Below are 16,661 nucleotides of genomic sequence, written 5' to 3'. Positions count from 1 at the left end.
GCTGCACATGGCTATCCTGCATACCCAGCTCAACCCCCGTTCGGCAGAGTTCGCGGCCAATAGCGCGGCGATGCTCAAACAGGTCGACGCCCTGCACACCTTGCTCGCGCAAGTGCAGCAAGGTGGCGGCCCGAAGGCTCAGGAGCGTCACACATCTCGGGGCAAACTGCTGCCCCGTGAGCGGATCAATCGCCTGCTCGATCCGGGTTCGCCATTTCTCGAAATCAGCCAACTGGCGGCCTACGCGGTGTACGGCGAAGACGTTCCCGCCGCTGGCGTGATTGCCGGTATCGGTCGGGTGGAAGGCGTCGAATGCATGATCGTCGCCAACGATGCCACCGTGAAAGGTGGCTCGTACTACCCGCTGACGGTGAAAAAACACCTGCGCGCGCAAACCATCGCCCAACAAAATCGCCTGCCCTGCATCTATCTGGTGGACTCCGGCGGCGCCAACCTGCCGCGTCAGGATGAAGTGTTCCCGGACCGCGAACACTTCGGTCGGATCTTCTTCAACCAGGCCAACATGAGTGCCATGGGCATTCCGCAGATTGCGGTGGTCATGGGCTCGTGCACCGCCGGGGGCGCTTACGTACCAGCGATGGCCGATGAAGCGATCATGGTCCGTCAACAGGCGACGATTTTCCTCGCCGGCCCACCGCTGGTGAAAGCCGCGACGGGTGAAGTGGTCAGCGCCGAAGACCTCGGCGGGGCCGATGTGCACTGCAAGATTTCCGGGGTCGCCGACCATTACGCCGAGAGCGATGAACACGCCCTCGCATTGGCCCGGCGCAGCGTCGCCAACCTCAATTGGCGCAAGCTCGGTGAACTGCAACAGCGCACGCCGATCGCGCCGCTGTACAGCAGCGACGAGTTATACGGCGTGGTGTCGGCGGACGCCAAGCAACCGTTCGACGTGCGCGAAGTGATAGCACGGCTGGTGGACGGCTCGGTGTTCGATGAGTTCAAGGCACTGTTCGGCACGACATTGGTGTGCGGCTTTGCCCACCTGCACGGTTACCCGATCGCGATCCTCGCCAACAACGGCATCCTGTTCGCCGAAGCCGCGCAGAAAGGCGCGCACTTCATCGAACTGGCCTGCCAGCGCGGTATTCCATTGCTGTTCCTGCAAAACATCACCGGTTTCATGGTCGGCCAGAAATACGAAGCCGGCGGCATCGCCAAGCATGGCGCGAAACTGGTGACGGCCGTGGCCTGCGCCAAGGTGCCGAAATTCACCGTGATCATCGGCGGCAGCTTCGGTGCCGGTAATTACGGCATGTGCGGGCGGGCCTACGATCCACGTTTCCTGTGGATGTGGCCGAACGCACGGATCGGCGTGATGGGTGCCGAACAGGCGGCGGGCGTGCTGGTGCAGGTCAAGCGTGAGCAAGCCGAACGCAGTGGTCATGGTTTCAGCGCCGAGCAGGAAGCCGAGATCAAGCAACCGATCCTCGATCAGTATGAAGAACAGGGGCATCCCTATTATTCCAGCGCTCGACTGTGGGACGACGGTGTCATCGACCCGGCGCAGACCCGCGACGTGTTGGCCCTGGCCTTGTCGGCGTCGCTGAACGCACCAATCGAACCGAGCCGCTTCGGCGTGTTCCGGATGTGATTTTCTGTGGGAGCGGGCTTGTGTGGCGAGGGGGCTTGCCCCCGTTCGATTGCGAAGCAATCGTAAAACCGGTTATCGCGTTCGCGAGCAAGCACGCCCCCACAAGGACCGTGGAGACGGACAAAACATGAGCGACTTCAACACCCTCGAACTGCTGACCGACCCGCGGGGTTTTGCGACCCTGTGGCTCAGCCGTGAAGAAAAGAACAACGCCTTCAACGCCGAAATGATCCGCGAACTGATCCTTGCGCTGGACAAAGTGTCGAGCGATGCCAGTCTGCGTTTTCTGCTGATCCGTGGGCGCGGCAAGCATTTCAGCGCCGGTGCCGATCTGGCGTGGATGCAGCAATCGGCCGAACTCGATTACCACACCAACCTCGACGACGCCCGGGAACTCGCGGAGTTGATGTACAACCTCGCCAAGTTGAAAATCCCGACCGTGGCAGTGGTGCAAGGCGCGGCCTATGGCGGCGCGCTGGGCCTGATCAGTTGCTGCGACATGGCCATCGGTGCCGACGACGCACAGTTCTGCCTGTCGGAAGTGCGCATCGGCCTCGCGCCAGCGGTCATCAGCCCGTTCGTGGTGCAAGCCATCGGTGAGCGCGCGGCACGCCGCTATGCCTTGACCGCCGAACGTTTCGGCGGGCAACGGGCTCGCGAAATCGGTCTTTTGTCGGAGAGCTATCCGATGGCTGAACTGGAGCAGAAAGTCGATCAGTGGATCGACAACCTGCTGCTCAACAGCCCGGCGGCCATGCGCGCCAGCAAGGATTTGCTGCGTGAAGTCGGCCACGGCGCGCTGACCCCGGCGCTGCGGCGCTACACCGAGAACGCCATCGCCCGAATCCGCGTCAGCCCCGAAGGCCAGGAAGGCCTGCGCGCCTTCCTGCAAAAACGTCCGCCGAACTGGCAAGCCGAAACCACCCTCAAGGAGCCGCGTTGATGAGCGCACCTGTTCTCACCACCTTGCTGGTGGCCAACCGCGGCGAAATCGCCTGCCGGGTGATGCGTACCGCCAAAGCTCTGGGCCTGACCACCGTGGCCGTGCACAGCGCCACCGACCGTGACGCCCGGCACAGCCGCGAAGCCGATATCCGCGTCGACCTGGGCGGCAGCAAAGCCGCCGACAGTTACCTGCAAATCGACAAGCTGATCGCCGCCGCGAAAGCCAGCGGCGCTCAGGCGATTCATCCCGGTTATGGCTTTCTCTCGGAAAACGCCGGATTCGCCCGCGCAATCGAAGCAGCCGGCCTGATCTTCCTCGGCCCGCCCGCCTCGGCCATTGACGCCATGGGCAGCAAGTCCGCGGCCAAAGCCTTGATGGAAACCGCTGGCGTGCCACTGGTGCCTGGCTATCACGGCGAAGCCCAAGACCTTGATACCTTCCGCGACGCCTGCGAACGCATCGGTTATCCGGTGCTGCTCAAAGCCACGGCGGGCGGCGGCGGCAAAGGCATGAAAGTGGTCGAGGATGTCAGCCAACTGGCCGAAGCCCTGGCCTCGGCGCAACGTGAAGCGCAGTCGTCGTTCGGCGACTCGCGGATGTTGGTGGAGAAGTACCTGCTCAAACCACGCCACGTGGAAATCCAGGTATTCGCCGACCAGCATGGCAATTGTCTGTACCTCAATGAACGTGACTGCTCGATCCAGCGTCGGCATCAGAAAGTCGTCGAAGAAGCCCCGGCTCCGGGTCTGAGCCCGGAACTGCGGCGAGCCATGGGCGAAGCCGCCGTGCGCTCGGCACAGGCCATCGGTTACGTCGGCGCCGGCACTGTGGAGTTTTTGCTGGATGCGCGCGGTGAGTTCTTCTTCATGGAGATGAACACGCGCTTGCAAGTTGAACACCCGGTCACCGAAGCGATCACCGGCCTCGACCTGGTGGCCTGGCAAATTCGCGTGGCCCGCGGTGAAGCGCTGCCGATGACTCAGGACCAGGTGCCGCTGATCGGCCATGCGATCGAAGTGCGGCTGTATGCCGAAGACCCAGGCAACGATTTTCTACCGGCGACCGGGCGTCTGGCGTTGTATCGTGAATCTGCCGCAGGACCGGGGCGTCGCGTGGACAGTGGCGTTGAAGAAGGCGACGAGATTTCGCCGTTCTACGACCCGATGCTCGGCAAGCTGATTGCCTGGGGCGAAGACCGTGAACAGGCGCGGCTGCGCTTGCTAAGCATGCTTGATGAGTTTGCTATTGGCGGGCTGAAGACCAACATCAACTTCCTGCGTCGAATCATCGGCCACCCGGCATTTGCGGCGGCGGAGCTGGATACCGGTTTTATTCCGCGTTATCAGGAACAACTGCTGCCAGCACCTTCAGACCTCAGCGATGAATTCTGGCAAGCGGCCGCGCAAGCATTTGCCCAGAGCCAGCCGAGCATGACCCGCGCTGATGACCTGAGTTCGCCTTGGGGTATCGGCAACGGATTCCGTGCCGGACTGCCGACAGAAATCACCCTGCACTTGAGTTGCGAAGGGCAAGACCGGGCGCTGACCCTGGGCGATGCCGACGCTCATACCGCACAGCTCAAGGGTGAATACCTGCTGACCGAACACAACGGTTTGCGCCGCCAGCATCGGGCAATCCGCCGTGGCGATACGCTGTATCTGCAATGGGACGGTGAGCTGCGCCGCATCGAGTCGTATGACCCGATCAGTGCCGTCGAAGCCAGTCACAGCCATCAGGGCGGGCTCACCGCGCCCATGAATGGCAGCATCGTGCGAGTGCTGGTGGAGGCCGGGCAAACGGTCGACGCCGGGGCGCAATTGGTGGTGCTGGAAGCGATGAAAATGGAGCACAGCATCCGCGCGCCCCACGCCGGAGTGATCAAGGCGCTGTATTGCCAGGAAGGCGAGATGGTCAGCGAAGGCAGTGCGTTGGTGGAGTTGGAACTAACGTGAAATGAAGATCGGTCCTACGCGTTGCGAGGACCGATCTGATTAGAATTTGGCAGTCGCCTGAACCACCACGCCGATGATTCGGCATTCTTCGGTGTAAAGGGCTTTCGGGTAGGTCGGATTGAGCGGGACCAGATAACGCTGCCCGCCCTCTTCGATCAGTTTGCGAAAAACCGCCTCGGCGCTGCCGGGCCATTGGGCGATCACCAGTTTGCCAGGCTCCGGCACGATGGCCGGGTCCACCAGAATCAACATGTCCGCGGCAATGCTCAGACCCGTGGGCGCGGTCATCGCATCACCGACCACCACCAGCCAGAACGCGGCGCCCTGTGCGTGGTAATCGGACAACTCGAAGCGCGGTTTGCTGACCGCCGATGAAGCGCCGTAGGTCAATAACTCTCCGTCGCGCACCTCCCCGGTTACCCGCCAGTCACTGACCGGGTAGCGAAAGTACGGGTTGTACTTCTGCGTCAGAGAGATCTCTTCATCCTGTGAGACCTGCGGTTCCCTGATCACCATCGCGACTTCCAGATAGTCCATCCCCAGCGCCTGCAAGACGCGGTTCATCTCTTGGATGCGGGGCTGACGACGTTTATTCAGCCAATGGCCGACGCCGCCCTGGGACATTCCGATGCGCTCGGCGAGTATCTCTTGAGTGACTTTGAGTTCACTCATTTTGGCCTTGACCAATTCAATCCATTTATCCATGTGCGGCACGATACGTGGGGTACTCCGACCAACAAAACACAAATTGTAGTATTTAAATTCAAGACACAAATACAGTACGTACTAAGCTGGGCTCACGGATTTGAATCTATCACGGAGCTTGCCATCGTCATGACCATCCCCAGCATTACCCTGCCCGACATGCAATTCGACACTACGCTCAACTCGCCAAAAGGCTCTGCCGCCGCGCAGCGGGCGCTGGACTATTACTTGAAACCAGCTGTGTCAGAAGAGGTCAGCGAAGAACGTTTCTTCGATGTGAACCGTAACATCAGCAGCGAAGAGGCGTTGGTCCATGCTTCGGATCTGTTGCGATGTGCCGCCGCCACCGCGCATGAATCAGCCAACCAGCTGCAGGGCGCAAGCCGGGATCTGGCGTTTTCGACGGTGCATATGATCGACATGGCCAAGGCGATGGTCGACCGGTCCCTGGAGGGCAATCAGAACGATTGAGGAGGAAGCGCTTTGGAGGAGGACAGGAAAAACTTTCCAATCGCGCAGATAAAAACATTTGACTTGCAAATGATAATGATTATTATTGCATCAACTGGTCGCGAGATCAGTCGATGGCCCAAGGGACCTTAGGTCGGTCTCCTGGACTATCTCCTCATCAGGCTAATCACGGTTTTTGACCCGGCTTTTTGCCGGGTCTTTTTTTTGCCAGTTATTCTGGCTTTGGCTTCAGGCTAATGAAGTCTGTGGGTGCTGCAAATTCGATTGGCGCGGATGATATCAAATGAATATCTGTTGGCAAGAGAGGCCCGGTAACATTGGGCCAAACTAACGCAAAATAGCACTTGAGAATCACTTGCACAGTCTCTAAGCTGCATCGGCGTCAAGGAGGACGCCCCCCCTTTTCAACCCCGCAATTTCCCCCCGGTTTCTCCCTCTCTTGCGTGTAAAGTAACAGCCATAAAAATCATATTCAGGAACCGATTATGGCCGTGGCTAAATCTTCTTTCGACATCAGCGCGAACTTCGACAGCGGCAACATCGAAGTGCTGGACATCAGCAATCCTCTGCAAGCGCTGCTGGCGATCAAGCCAGACACCCGCAGCCAGCATTTCCAGTGGTTCCACTTCAAGGCCAGCGGTCTGCACGTCGGTCAAGAGCATTGGTTTCGTCTGAACAACGCCAGTAAATCCTCGTACAACAAAGCCTGGGATGGCTATCAGGCCGTGGCGTCCTATGACCACGTCAACTGGTTCCGGGTGCCAACCATCTTCGAAGGCGACTGCCTGCGTTTCAGCCTCGAAGCCACTGCCACGCATGCCTGGTTCGCCTACTTCGAACCCTACAGCCGAGGCCGGCATGACTGGCTGATCGAACAGGCACTGACCAAGGCCGGTACCGAACTGCTGGCCACCGGCAAGAGCGTTGAAGGTCGCGACATCCAGTTACTGCGCAAAGGTACGGGTGCCGAAGGTCAGCGCAAGGTCTGGATCATCGCCCAGCAACACCCGGGCGAACACATGGCCGAATGGTTCATGGAAGGCGTGATCGAGCGCCTGGAAAAACACGACGACCCGGTACTGAAAAAACTCCTGGCCAGTGCCGACCTGTACCTGGTGCCGAACATGAACCCGGACGGCGCCTTCCACGGTCATTTGCGCACCAACGCCATGGGCCAGGACCTGAACCGCGCCTGGCAGAACGCCAGCCAGGAAATCAGTCCGGAAGTGCTGTTCGTTCAGCAGCAGATGGAAAAGTATGGCGTCGACCTGTTCCTCGACATCCATGGCGATGAAGAAATCCCCTACGTGTTCACCGCCGGTTGCGAAGGCAACCCGGGCTATACGCCACGGATCGAACAACTCGAAGCGCATTTCCGCAATCATCTGAAACACCAGACCAAAGACTTCCAGATCAAACACGGCTACACCCGCGACTTGCCTGGCAAGGCCAACATGACCCTGGCCTGCAACAGTGTCGGCCAGAAGTTCGACTGCCTGTCGCAGACCCTGGAAATGCCTTTCAAGGACAATAACGACGCACCGAACCCGCTGACCGGCTGGTCCGGCAAACGCTCCAAGCAATTGGCCAAGGACGTACTGACGACGATCGCCGACATGGTCGATACCTTGCGTTGACCGCCCTTAAAATCAAAAGATCGCAGGCTTCTGCCGAAGGCTGCGATCTTTTGATGTTTCACTCGGCAGCGATCCGCAGACAATCCTCCGGCCCCAACAAGCGCCCATCCTCGGCACGTAATTCCAGAGCCCGCACCGGTTTACCGTTCTCACGATCGACAACCCGCGAATGCGCCTCCCCCGCCTCATAGAAAAACGCCTCGCCCCACTGCCGCAATCCGATGATCAACGGGAACAGGCCCTTGCCCTTCTCCGTCAGCACGTATTCCTGATACGCGCTGCCGTCCGACGCTGGCACCAGATCGAAAATCCCGTGAGCCACCAACGTGCGCAGGCGTGCCGAGAGAATGTTTTTCGCCATGCCCAGATTGCGCTGGAACTCACCGAATCGCCGCAGGCCATCGAACGCATCGCGCACGATCAATAACGACCACCAATCACCAATCGCGTCCAGCGAACGGGCGACCGGGCACTCGGCGCCTTCCATGCTTGTACGTTTAACCATGACCACGTCCGCCGGCAACCAATGTAGTTGCAATATAAAACCAGACTCCCTACCGTACAACTGGTTTTATTTTGAAACCACAAAAGGACGTCTGTGATGAAACCTGACCACCCGTTAAACGGCGCAGTGGTGCTGCTGTTTGCCGTCGCCTGCGGCCTGGCTGTCGGCAATGTGTATTACGCACAACCGCTGCTCGATGCCATGGCCGACGCATTCGCTATAGAGCCTGCAACTATCGGAATCGTCGTCACCCTTACCCAGATCGGTTATGGCGTGGGTCTGTTGCTCCTGGTTCCACTAGGGGATCTGCTCAACCGCCGCCGGCTGATCGTCGTGCAAACGCTGTTGTCGGCCCTGGCCTTGTTGATGATCGCGTTAGCGTCGAACAGCACCTGGCTGTTGCTCGGCATGGCGTTGACCGGGTTACTGGCGGTCGTGACACAAGTCCTGGTGGCCTACGCAGCGACCCTGGCCATCCCGGCGCAACGTGGACGTGTGGTGGGCGTGATCACCAGCGGCATTGTCGTCGGCATTCTGTTGGCACGAACGGTGGCGGGCGGCATGGCCGATCTGGCCGGCTGGCGTTCGATTTATCTGTTGTCCGCCGGGTTGACCCTGATGATGGCGCTGCTGTTGTTTCGTGTGCTGCCCAAGCACGAAGATGCGCGACCGGATAGCGCTTACGGTGCGTTGATCGGCTCGGTATTCACGTTATTCAAGGAAGAACCGGTATTGCGTCAACGGGCCATGCTCGCCCTGCTGACCTTCGCCAGCGCCATGGTGCTGTGGACGCCCTTGGTGTTGCCGTTGAGTGCCCCGCCGCTTTCACTTTCCCACACCGTAATCGGACTGTTCGGCCTGGCCGGAGCCGCCGGTGCGCTGGCCGCCGCTCGTGCCGGGCATTTGGCCGATCGCGGTCTGGGTCAATGGACCAGTGGACTGTCGTTGCTGCTGATGCTCGCCTCGTGGCTGCCCATCGCACTCACCCAATCCTCGTTATGGGCGCTGCTGCTTGGGGTGATTACGCTGGATCTGGGTTTGCAGGCCGTTCATGTCACCAGCCAGAGCATGATCTACAGCGTGCGCCCCGAAGCGCAAAGCCGACTCACCGCCGGCTACATGCTGTTCTATTCGATCGGCAGCGCCTTGGGTTCTATCGGTTCGACGGCGATGTACGCCTGGGCGGGATGGATCGGGGTGTGCTGGCTGGGTGCGGGCATCAATGCCGTGGCGTTGATTTACTGGTGGCTGACGTTGGCCACCAAAACACCCAACACCTGTGGCGAGGGGGCTTGTCGGAACGCCGCATCGCCCCGTTGGGCTGCGAAGCAGCCCAAAATGCGATAGGTCAGGCATACCGCGTTTAATCGGTTTACGACTGCTGCGCAGCCGAACGGGGGCAAGCCCCCTCGCCACATTTTTCAGCAACCCTGATCACCCGCGATCTTTGCCCCGCAGCATGCTGTTCAGCACGTCATCGCGGCGCACCCAACCGTGAAACAACGCCGCCGCCAAGTGCAGCAGCACGGTCAGGAACAGCAGATACGCCAGATACCCATGCGCCTGGCGCAGCAACGCAAACACCTGCGCATTCGCCGGCAGGATCGACGGCAATTGCAGTGAACTACTGAGCATCACCGGATCGCCAGCCGCCGAAATCATCGCCCAACCCAGCAATGGCAAAATCAACATCAAGGCGTACAACAAGATATGCGAAGCCTTGGCCGCGAACGCTTGCCAGCCCGGCAGGTCCGCTGGCAGCGGTGGTTGCCGGGTCGAAAAGCGCACGGCCAGACGCACGATCACCAGCAACAGAATCGCAACGCCCAGAGGTTTGTGCAGATGGATCAGCCACTCATGACGCTCGGACACCGAGGCCACCATGCCCGCGCCGATAAACAGCATCGAGATGATCATCAGCGCCATCAGCCAATGCAGCAGCCGCGCCAACGGCGCGAAATGATTCGGTTGAGCGCTCATTGTCGAGACTCCTGTCTGGCGTTGGGCAATTGCGTCACTTCGCTGGTGCGGCGCAGGTAGGAACGGGCGTAACCCGCTGAGCGAGCGGCAAGCAGCGGGTCGTCGGAGCCTTCGATACCGCTGGGCAATACCAGTGGGTCGTAGTTGATGTCACGGCACTCGCCACTGAGTTGCGGCTGAGTACTTTCGAGCACCAAGGTACCGGCGTTCAGCACTTTTCGGCCGTCGGGCCAGGCCTTGCTCGCGTCGTTGACCGGATCTTCGGGTTTCGCCAGAGTAATGTTCAACTGCCAACGCAGCGGTCCGGCGGCCAAACGCTGCACCAAGTCTTTCTCAAGGAAATCACCGCCCTCGGGGGCCGTTGCACCTGCCGCATCCTGAGCCACTGGCATCATGCTCCAACGCACTGCTTGTCGCTGACCGGCCGCGTTCACCAGGTAAAACGCATTGACGCTGTTATAGGTTTGCGTCGCGTAGCTGGCCGAAGGTTTGGCGGTTTTGATCCAGGCCAGAAACGGCGCGGCTTCCGGGTGAGAACCAAAAAACGCTGGAACCGCCGCCGGGTTCGGTTTGCCGGTAGCCGGATCCGGTGACTGTGCTTGTTGCAACTGATAGAACGCCTCGGGCGTGCCCACCGGGAACACCGGCATGCTGTTCATCCCGGTGCGCCATTGCTGGCCGTTGGCCTGGGTGAAACGCAACGCCAGGCTGCGGATCGGCACGCTGTTGTCCGGCGCGTAAGGGTTGCCGGCAGGCAGCGCAAAACGCCCGACCACCGGGGTCCGCGCTTCGCTGAACACTTGGGCAGTGGAATACTCGCGCGCCTGGCTGCTGCTCTCGAAATGCCCGATCACGCACACGCCTTTGGCATGATTGCGACGGAATCCCGGGTGCACGCCGTTGTTTTTCTCCAGTACATTGACCAAATCTTTCGGCGTCAGGCGCTGTGGGTCGAGTGTGCCGTTGACGTAGGCAAAAGCCCCGGCCAGCGCAGCGACCACCACGGCAATGCCGGTCAGGCGTAACGTCAGGCTCGCGGCACTCAACGGGGGCCGGCCTGGCCCCGTTGGCGGTGATGAGCGATCTACCATGAATGACTCCAGGGCCATCGGCCACAAGTGAGAAGAATCAGGCAGACGAACCGCGCCAGGGTTTATTCCATCGCCCGGTGTTTATTTTTCCAGGCGTGGAATAACCTCGAATGCCGGACGTCTTCCTGAACACTCACCACAGCGTAGTGACTCGTCAGAACGCCATGAACGATATCGACGAACAACTCAGGGAAGTCATTCCCAGGCTACGACGTTTCGCCGTTTCGCTGACGCGCAACCCCAGCAGCGCCGACGATCTGGTGCAGGCCTGCCTTGAGCGCGCGCTGTCGAGTTGGGGCGATAAACGTCCTGAGGGCGATTTGCGTGCCTGGCTGTTTTCGATTCTTTATCGGCAGTTTCTCGACGCTCATCGCCGCTCCCGGCGTTATGCGCGGATGCTCGAATTCTTTACTGGCCGTGACGATGCGCAGCCTTCGGCAGAGCGCACCGTGATCGCCCAATCGACCCTGCAAGCCTTCGATCAACTCAGCACCGAACAACGTGCGCTGTTGCTCTGGGTGTCGGTGGAAGGCTTGAGTTACAAGGAGGTCGCCGAGATTCTCGACGTCCCCACCGGCACCGTGATGTCGCGCCTGTCCCGCGCGCGCCAGGCCTTGCGCCAGCTCAGCGACGGCGAAATCACCCGTCCTTCTCTGCGGAGACTCAAATGATCAGCATGCCTCCCGGTGAGCGCGACCTGCACGCCTACGTCGATCACCAACTCAGCGATGCCGACCGGCATCTGGTGGAGTCTTATCTGGCCGGCAACGCCGAAGTGGCCGCGCAAGTGCGTGCCTGGCAGCACGATGCCCAACAATTGCGCGCGGCCCTGAGCGGTGCCTTGCAGCAACCGGCCAACCCGCAACTCGACCCGGCAATGATTCGCCAGCGAGTCACACGCCAGTCGCGCCGTCATCTGGCCAGCGCCGCGATGCTGCTGATTGCGGTCAGCATCGGCGGATTGGGCGGTTGGCAGGCGCGACAAATGACCTTGGTCAGCGCCCCGCTACCGATGACCGATGCCATGCAAGCCTACCGCCTGATTGCCCAACAAGGCATTCTGCCGGCGGACTACAAAGTCAGCGACGACGGCGATATGCAGGGCTGGCTCGACCGTTATTTCAGCCAGGCCCAACGCCTGCCGAACCTGACCGCTGCCGGATACAACCCCATCAGCGGGCGGCTGCTCAGCACTGAACAGGGGCCGGCGGCGATGGTGGTGTACGAAGACCGGAGCGGGCACAAGATCAGCTTCTACGTCCGCCCGCCAGGGCCGAAAAACTTCCTCCTCCCTCGAGGTAGCCGCAGCGATGGCGAGTTGCAGGCCGAGTACTGGTCGGGGGCCGGGTACAACTATGCGATGGTCAGCCCAAGTGACACGCCGGCGGCGCAGATGCTAAAGCAGACGCTAAAGTTCTGATCACCACCCTCCCCCTGTGGGAGCGAGCCTGCTCGCGATGAAGCCGGCACATTCAACATTAATGTCGACTGACAAATCGCTATCGCGAGCAGGCTCGCTCCCACATTGGGTCAGCGATTATTGGGCAGCGATTATTTGGAGATCGCAGTCACCCCTGCCCAAACACCTGCGAAGGCCTTCGCAACAGCGGATCGAACGGATTGATGCGCGGCCCGATCAGCGCGGCTTCGCGTTTGAGCATCTCCACCACCGTCGGCAAACGATCCGGCCCCAGGCGATCACTGACCGTGGCCACACTCAGCGCCGCCACCGCCCGGCCCTCGCGGTCGAGGATCGGCACGGCCACCCCGGCCATGCCTTGCAATACACCGGTGTTGCGCCCGGCGTAACCGAGGGTGCGCACATTCTCGACTTCCGAACGCAGGAACACCTCGTCGTACAGGTGAAAATCCTTGAGCCGCGGCAAGTTGTAATGAATCACCGTGTCGCGCTCCTCTTCCGGCAGAAACGCCAGAATCGCCAAACTGCCCTGCCCCACGCCGAGCGCCACCCGCCCGCCGATGTCGCCGGTAAACGTGCGGATCGGAAACGGCCCTTCACTGCGGTCCAGACAGATCGCATCGAAACCGCTGCGCGCCAGTAAAAACAACGAATCCCCCAACGAAGCCGACAGCCGCAGCAATGCCGGCCGCGCCAGTTCGCGCAAGTTGCCGGTGTTGCCGGCACGGGCCGCCAAGGCAAAAAACTCCAGGCTCAGGCGATAGCGTTTGCTGCGCGCGTCCTGCTCGACCATGCCCTCGTCCATCAGGCTGCGCAGCAAGCGGTGGGTGGTCGGTTGCGACAAACCGATGCGCTGCGCCAGTTGGGTCACGCGCTCTCCGCCTTCGACGGTGTCACCCAGGCTACGCAGCACTGCAAACAGTCTTGAGACGGCACCGACACCGACTTCATTTTTATTTTCATTCCGCTCAATGGAATCAGGCATGTGTTTTCTCGATGATAAATTTACTCACTGAATGAAACTGAAAATAGTCATCGCTTCAGTGAAATAGGCCATTGAGCCCATCCTATTCTTCGTCCTACTCTGCGTCCATCAGGGGCGATTCGAACAACAGCGGCAGCCGACAGAAGTCGAGCGCCAACGCCCCCCGGCAACATCCTTTTCGTATCTGCCCATACAAAAAAGCGCGCCTTTGGCGACGCATAACAATCTCAGGTGGAGCGCAGTCATGGCCTTCGTGCAACTTGAAAACCTCGGCAAACGTTACGGCGAGATCGACGCAGTCGTCGCCACCAATCTGTCGGTGGAAAAAGGCGAGTTCGTCTCCTTGCTCGGCCCCTCCGGCTGCGGCAAAACCACCACCCTGCAAATGATCGCCGGCTTCGTTGAAGTCAGCAGCGGGCGCATTGTGCTGGACGGTCGCGACATCACCCACGCCAAACCCGCCAGTCGCGGCCTCGGGGTGGTGTTCCAGAGTTACGCGTTGTTCCCGCACATGACCGTGCAAGACAACGTCGCCTTCGGCCTGCGCATGCGTAAAGTGTCCAACGGCGAACTACAGCAACGGGTGGATCGGGTGCTGAAACTGGTACGTCTGAACCAGCACGCCGAGCGTTACCCACGAGAACTCTCTGGCGGTCAGCGCCAGCGTGTGGCGCTGGCCCGGGCGTTGGTGATCGAGCCGCCAGTGCTGCTGCTCGACGAACCGCTGTCCAACCTCGACGCCAATTTGCGCGAGGAGATGCAGTTCGAAATCCGCCGCATCCAGCGTGAGGTCGGCATCACCACGCTGATGGTCACCCATGACCAATCCGAAGCGCTGTCGATCAGCGACCGTGTGGTGGTGATGCAAGCCGGGCGCATCACTCAGATCGACGCGCCCTACACCCTCTACGAACACCCGCGCACCGAGTTCATTTCCGGCTTCGTCGGCAAGGCCAACCTGCTGCCCGGCGAACGGGACAGTGCTGGTGTTGTGCAAGTCTGCGGCCGTGGTGACGGTGAGCTGACCCTGAGCCTGCGCCCGGAAAAAATCGATCTGCGTGATGTTGGCCATGGTCGTTTGCAAGGCAAGATCGTCAGCCGCTTCTTCCTCGGCAGCCAATGGCTGTACGGCGTATCGACGACCTTGGGCGAACTCTGTGTGGTACGCCGCAACGACGGCTCGGCACCGCTGGCCGAAGGCACCGCGGTGGGGCTCGACTGGGACGCGGCGCTGCTGCGGGTGCTGAGTGTCGACGAGGTGTCGGCATGAGTACGCTTGCCGTCATCCGCCAAGGGCGTCAGGGACGTCAGGGGTATTGGTTATCGGCACCGGCCCTGGCGTTGTACCTCGGCCTGTTGGTTATCCCGCTGCTGCTGACCTTGGTGCTGTCGTTCAACGTCTTCGACTACAGCTCGGGGATCAACAGCGACGCCTACACCCTCGATCATTACAGCAGCCTGCTGGGCGATCCGTACTTCTACGAGATCTTTCTGAGGACGTTCTGGATCAGCGCCCTGACCACCCTGCTCTGCGTGGTGATCGGTGTGCCCGAGGCCTACATCCTCAGCCGCATGGGCGCGCCGTGGCGCTCGATCTTCCTGATTCTGATCCTCACGCCGTTGCTGATTTCGGTGGTGGTGCGTGCCTTCGGCTGGAGCCTGTTGCTCGGCGCCGACGGCCTGGTCAACCAGACCCTGCAAGCCTTCGGTGGCTCGCCGATGAAGCTGCTGTATACGCCGTTCGCGGTGGTGATCGCGCTGGTTCACGTGATGCTGCCGTTCATGATCATTCCGGTCTGGACCTCGCTGCAAAAACTCGACCCGGCCGCCGAACAAGCCGCGCTGTCGCTGGGCGCCAGCCACCTCACGGTGATGCGCAAAGTGGTGCTGCCACAAATCATGCCCGGCGTGCTCTCCGGCACCTTGATCGTGTTCGGCCTCGCGGCCAGTTCATTTGCCATTCCCGGACTGCTCGGCGGACGCCGGATAAAGATGGTCGCCACGCTGATCTACGACCAGTACCTGTCGGAGCTGAACTGGCCGATGGGCGCTGCGATTGCCGTCGCGCTGCTGTTGCTCAACCTGCTGATCATGCTGTCGTGGAACCGGATGATCGAAGGCCGCTACAAGAAGTCATTGGGATAATTCGTCATGTCCAGAAACGGTCCTTTCGCCCTGCTGTTCCATACCCTGGTGGTGCTGTTCATGCTCGCGCCGCTGATGGTGGTGTGCCTCGTTGCCTTCACCCCGGAAAACACCCTGAGCCTGCCAACCACGGAATTTTCCCTGCGCTGGTTCCGCGCGGTGTTCGAGCGCGCAGACTTTGTCGATGCGTTCTACAACAGCCTGATCCTGGCGTTCTGCGCCGCCACGCTGGCGACGCTGATCGCGGTGCCGGCAGCGCTGGCGATCACTCGCTTCGAGTTCCCCGGACGGGACTTTTTCAACGGTCTGTTCCTGTCGCCGATCATCATTCCGCATCTGGTACTGGGCGTCGCCTTGCTGCGGTTGTTTGCGTTGATGGGCGTCAACGGCAGCTTCGCCTGGCTGATCTTCGCCCATGTGCTGGTGATCACGCCGTACGTACTGCGCCTGGTGTTGGCCTCGGCCATCGGTCTGGACCGCAGCGCCGAACATGCCGCGCAATCCCTCGGTGCCGGACGCTTCACGCTGTTCCGGCAAATCACCTTGCCGATGATTTTGCCGGGCGTTGCCGGTGGCTGGCTGTTGGCGTTCATCAACAGTTTCGATGAGGTCACGTTGTCGATCTTCGTTACCTCACCGGCCACGCAAACGCTGCCGGTGCGCATGTACGTGTACGCCACCGAATCCATCGATCCGATGATGGCGGCGGTGTCGGCACTGGTGATCGCGCTGACCGCGCTGACGATGATTCTGCTTGATCGGGTGTACGGCCTGGATCGGGTTCTGGTGGGTAAACAATGAGGGCGCCGATGGCTCTGCTGAAACGACTGGCCGAAGGCGACCGCCCGGCCCTGGACTTCACCCTCGATGGTAAGCCTGCCCGTGGTTTGCTCGGCGACACCCTGCTGACGGCCGTGCTGACCTGCAGCGAACACCTGCGCGGCAGCGACTTCAGCGCCGAACCCCGCGCCGGCTTCTGCCTGATGGGCGCCTGTCAGGACTGCTGGGTACGCCTGGGCGATGGCCGCCGGGTGCGCGCCTGCTCGACGCTGCTCGAAGCCGGCCAACACATCAGCCGCGAACCGGCGCGCTCCCTATGAACACCCCATCGACCTGCACAAACCGGATTCCCTGTGGGAGCGGGCTTGCTCGCGAAAGCGGTCTGTCAGCCAGCATCGATGTTGAATGGGCCGCCGTCATCGCGAGCAG

17 protein-coding genes are annotated in these 16,661 nt (G+C 60.8%); 12 read left to right on the top strand and 5 right to left on the bottom strand.

Going from position 1 to position 16,661, the window contains the following annotated elements; translation table 11 throughout:
- Positions 1 to 7 precede the first annotated feature (7 nt).
- The 3 genes from PMI30_RS03065 to PMI30_RS03075 all read left to right on the top strand — a co-directional run bounded on the left by PMI30_RS03065 (position 8) and on the right by PMI30_RS03075 (position 4,513).
- Entirely contained in the window at positions 8 to 1,615 is a 1,608-nt protein-coding gene (locus PMI30_RS03065; RefSeq protein ID WP_008014290.1) for a carboxyl transferase domain-containing protein, read from the top strand.
- 127 nt (positions 1,616 to 1,742) lie between these two features.
- Positions 1,743 to 2,558 carry a gamma-carboxygeranoyl-CoA hydratase gene (locus PMI30_RS03070; protein WP_008014289.1) on the top strand — a complete coding sequence of 272 codons (816 nt, stop codon included), beginning with the start codon at positions 1,743 to 1,745 and terminating at the stop codon, positions 2,556 to 2,558.
- Positions 2,558 to 4,513 (top strand): acetyl/propionyl/methylcrotonyl-CoA carboxylase subunit alpha, encoded by a 1,956-nt coding sequence (locus PMI30_RS03075; protein ID WP_008014286.1) that lies wholly within the window; start codon positions 2,558 to 2,560, stop codon positions 4,511 to 4,513. The genes PMI30_RS03070 and PMI30_RS03075 overlap by 1 nt, the downstream gene beginning before the upstream one ends.
- A gap of 39 nt (positions 4,514 to 4,552) precedes the next feature.
- Here PMI30_RS03075 and PMI30_RS03080 read toward each other — a convergent pair whose 3' ends face one another.
- Entirely contained in the window at positions 4,553 to 5,218 is a 666-nt protein-coding gene (locus tag PMI30_RS03080; RefSeq protein WP_008014284.1) for a LexA family protein, read from the bottom strand.
- 129 nt (positions 5,219 to 5,347) lie between these two features.
- Between PMI30_RS03080 and PMI30_RS03085 the strand changes: the two genes are divergently transcribed.
- Complete coding sequence (locus tag PMI30_RS03085; protein WP_008014282.1) at positions 5,348 to 5,689, top strand: DUF6124 family protein; 342 nt, start codon at positions 5,348 to 5,350, stop codon at positions 5,687 to 5,689.
- Positions 5,690 to 6,174: 485 nt separating this feature from the next.
- A complete protein-coding gene (locus PMI30_RS03090) occupies positions 6,175 to 7,326 on the top strand; it encodes a M14 family metallopeptidase (RefSeq protein WP_008014280.1) in 1,152 nt (383 codons plus the stop codon).
- A 58-nt stretch (positions 7,327 to 7,384) separates the two neighbouring features.
- Here PMI30_RS03090 and PMI30_RS03095 read toward each other — a convergent pair whose 3' ends face one another.
- Entirely contained in the window at positions 7,385 to 7,831 is a 447-nt protein-coding gene (locus PMI30_RS03095; protein WP_008014278.1) for a winged helix-turn-helix transcriptional regulator, read from the bottom strand.
- 96 nt (positions 7,832 to 7,927) lie between these two features.
- Between PMI30_RS03095 and PMI30_RS03100 the strand changes: the two genes are divergently transcribed.
- Entirely contained in the window at positions 7,928 to 9,178 is a 1,251-nt protein-coding gene (locus PMI30_RS03100) for an MFS transporter (protein WP_008014276.1), read from the top strand.
- Positions 9,179 to 9,265: 87 nt separating this feature from the next.
- On the opposite strand, the gene PMI30_RS03105 is transcribed toward PMI30_RS03100, so the two are convergent.
- A complete protein-coding gene (locus PMI30_RS03105) occupies positions 9,266 to 9,811 on the bottom strand; it encodes a cytochrome b (RefSeq protein ID WP_008014274.1) in 546 nt (181 codons plus the stop codon).
- On the bottom strand, positions 9,808 to 10,902 hold the full coding sequence (locus PMI30_RS03110) for a catalase family peroxidase (RefSeq protein WP_008014272.1): 1,095 nt from the start codon (positions 10,900 to 10,902) through the stop codon (positions 9,808 to 9,810). The genes PMI30_RS03105 and PMI30_RS03110 overlap by 4 nt, the downstream gene beginning before the upstream one ends.
- Before the next feature lie 164 nt (positions 10,903 to 11,066).
- On the opposite strand from PMI30_RS03110, the gene PMI30_RS03115 reads away from it, so the two are divergent.
- Together PMI30_RS03115 and PMI30_RS03120 are read left to right on the top strand one after the other, a co-directional pair.
- A complete protein-coding gene (locus tag PMI30_RS03115; protein WP_032836266.1) occupies positions 11,067 to 11,573 on the top strand; it encodes an RNA polymerase sigma factor in 507 nt (168 codons plus the stop codon).
- The gene (locus PMI30_RS03120) at positions 11,570 to 12,322 is read left to right on the top strand and encodes an anti-sigma factor family protein (RefSeq protein WP_008014268.1); all 753 of its coding nucleotides are present in this window, start codon (positions 11,570 to 11,572) and stop codon (positions 12,320 to 12,322) included. The genes PMI30_RS03115 and PMI30_RS03120 overlap by 4 nt, the downstream gene beginning before the upstream one ends.
- Positions 12,323 to 12,470: 148 nt before the next feature.
- Here PMI30_RS03120 and PMI30_RS03125 read toward each other — a convergent pair whose 3' ends face one another.
- A complete protein-coding gene (locus tag PMI30_RS03125) occupies positions 12,471 to 13,307 on the bottom strand; it encodes an IclR family transcriptional regulator (RefSeq protein ID WP_007896916.1) in 837 nt (278 codons plus the stop codon).
- 244 nt (positions 13,308 to 13,551) lie between these two features.
- Between PMI30_RS03125 and PMI30_RS03130 the strand changes: the two genes are divergently transcribed.
- The 4 genes from PMI30_RS03130 to PMI30_RS03145 are packed head-to-tail and all read left to right on the top strand — an operon-like array spanning position 13,552 to position 16,552.
- On the top strand, positions 13,552 to 14,577 hold the full coding sequence (locus PMI30_RS03130; protein WP_008014265.1) for an ABC transporter ATP-binding protein: 1,026 nt from the start codon (positions 13,552 to 13,554) through the stop codon (positions 14,575 to 14,577).
- A complete protein-coding gene (locus PMI30_RS03135; RefSeq protein WP_008014263.1) occupies positions 14,574 to 15,452 on the top strand; it encodes an ABC transporter permease in 879 nt (292 codons plus the stop codon). The genes PMI30_RS03130 and PMI30_RS03135 overlap by 4 nt, the downstream gene beginning before the upstream one ends.
- 6 nt (positions 15,453 to 15,458) lie before the next feature.
- Positions 15,459 to 16,253, top strand: a complete 795-nt coding sequence (locus tag PMI30_RS03140; RefSeq protein ID WP_008014261.1) for an ABC transporter permease — start codon at positions 15,459 to 15,461, stop codon at positions 16,251 to 16,253.
- An 8-nt stretch (positions 16,254 to 16,261) separates the two neighbouring features.
- The gene (locus tag PMI30_RS03145) at positions 16,262 to 16,552 is read left to right on the top strand and encodes a (2Fe-2S)-binding protein (protein ID WP_008014259.1); all 291 of its coding nucleotides are present in this window, start codon (positions 16,262 to 16,264) and stop codon (positions 16,550 to 16,552) included.
- Positions 16,553 to 16,661: the final 109 nt, after the last annotated feature.

Source organism: Pseudomonas sp. GM50, assembly GCF_000282375.1.
In the GTDB taxonomy this organism is placed as follows: Bacteria; Pseudomonadota; Gammaproteobacteria; order Pseudomonadales; family Pseudomonadaceae; genus Aquipseudomonas.
The sequence above is the reverse complement of the archived record's forward strand: the minus strand, read 5'-3'. Positions and strand labels throughout refer to the sequence as shown.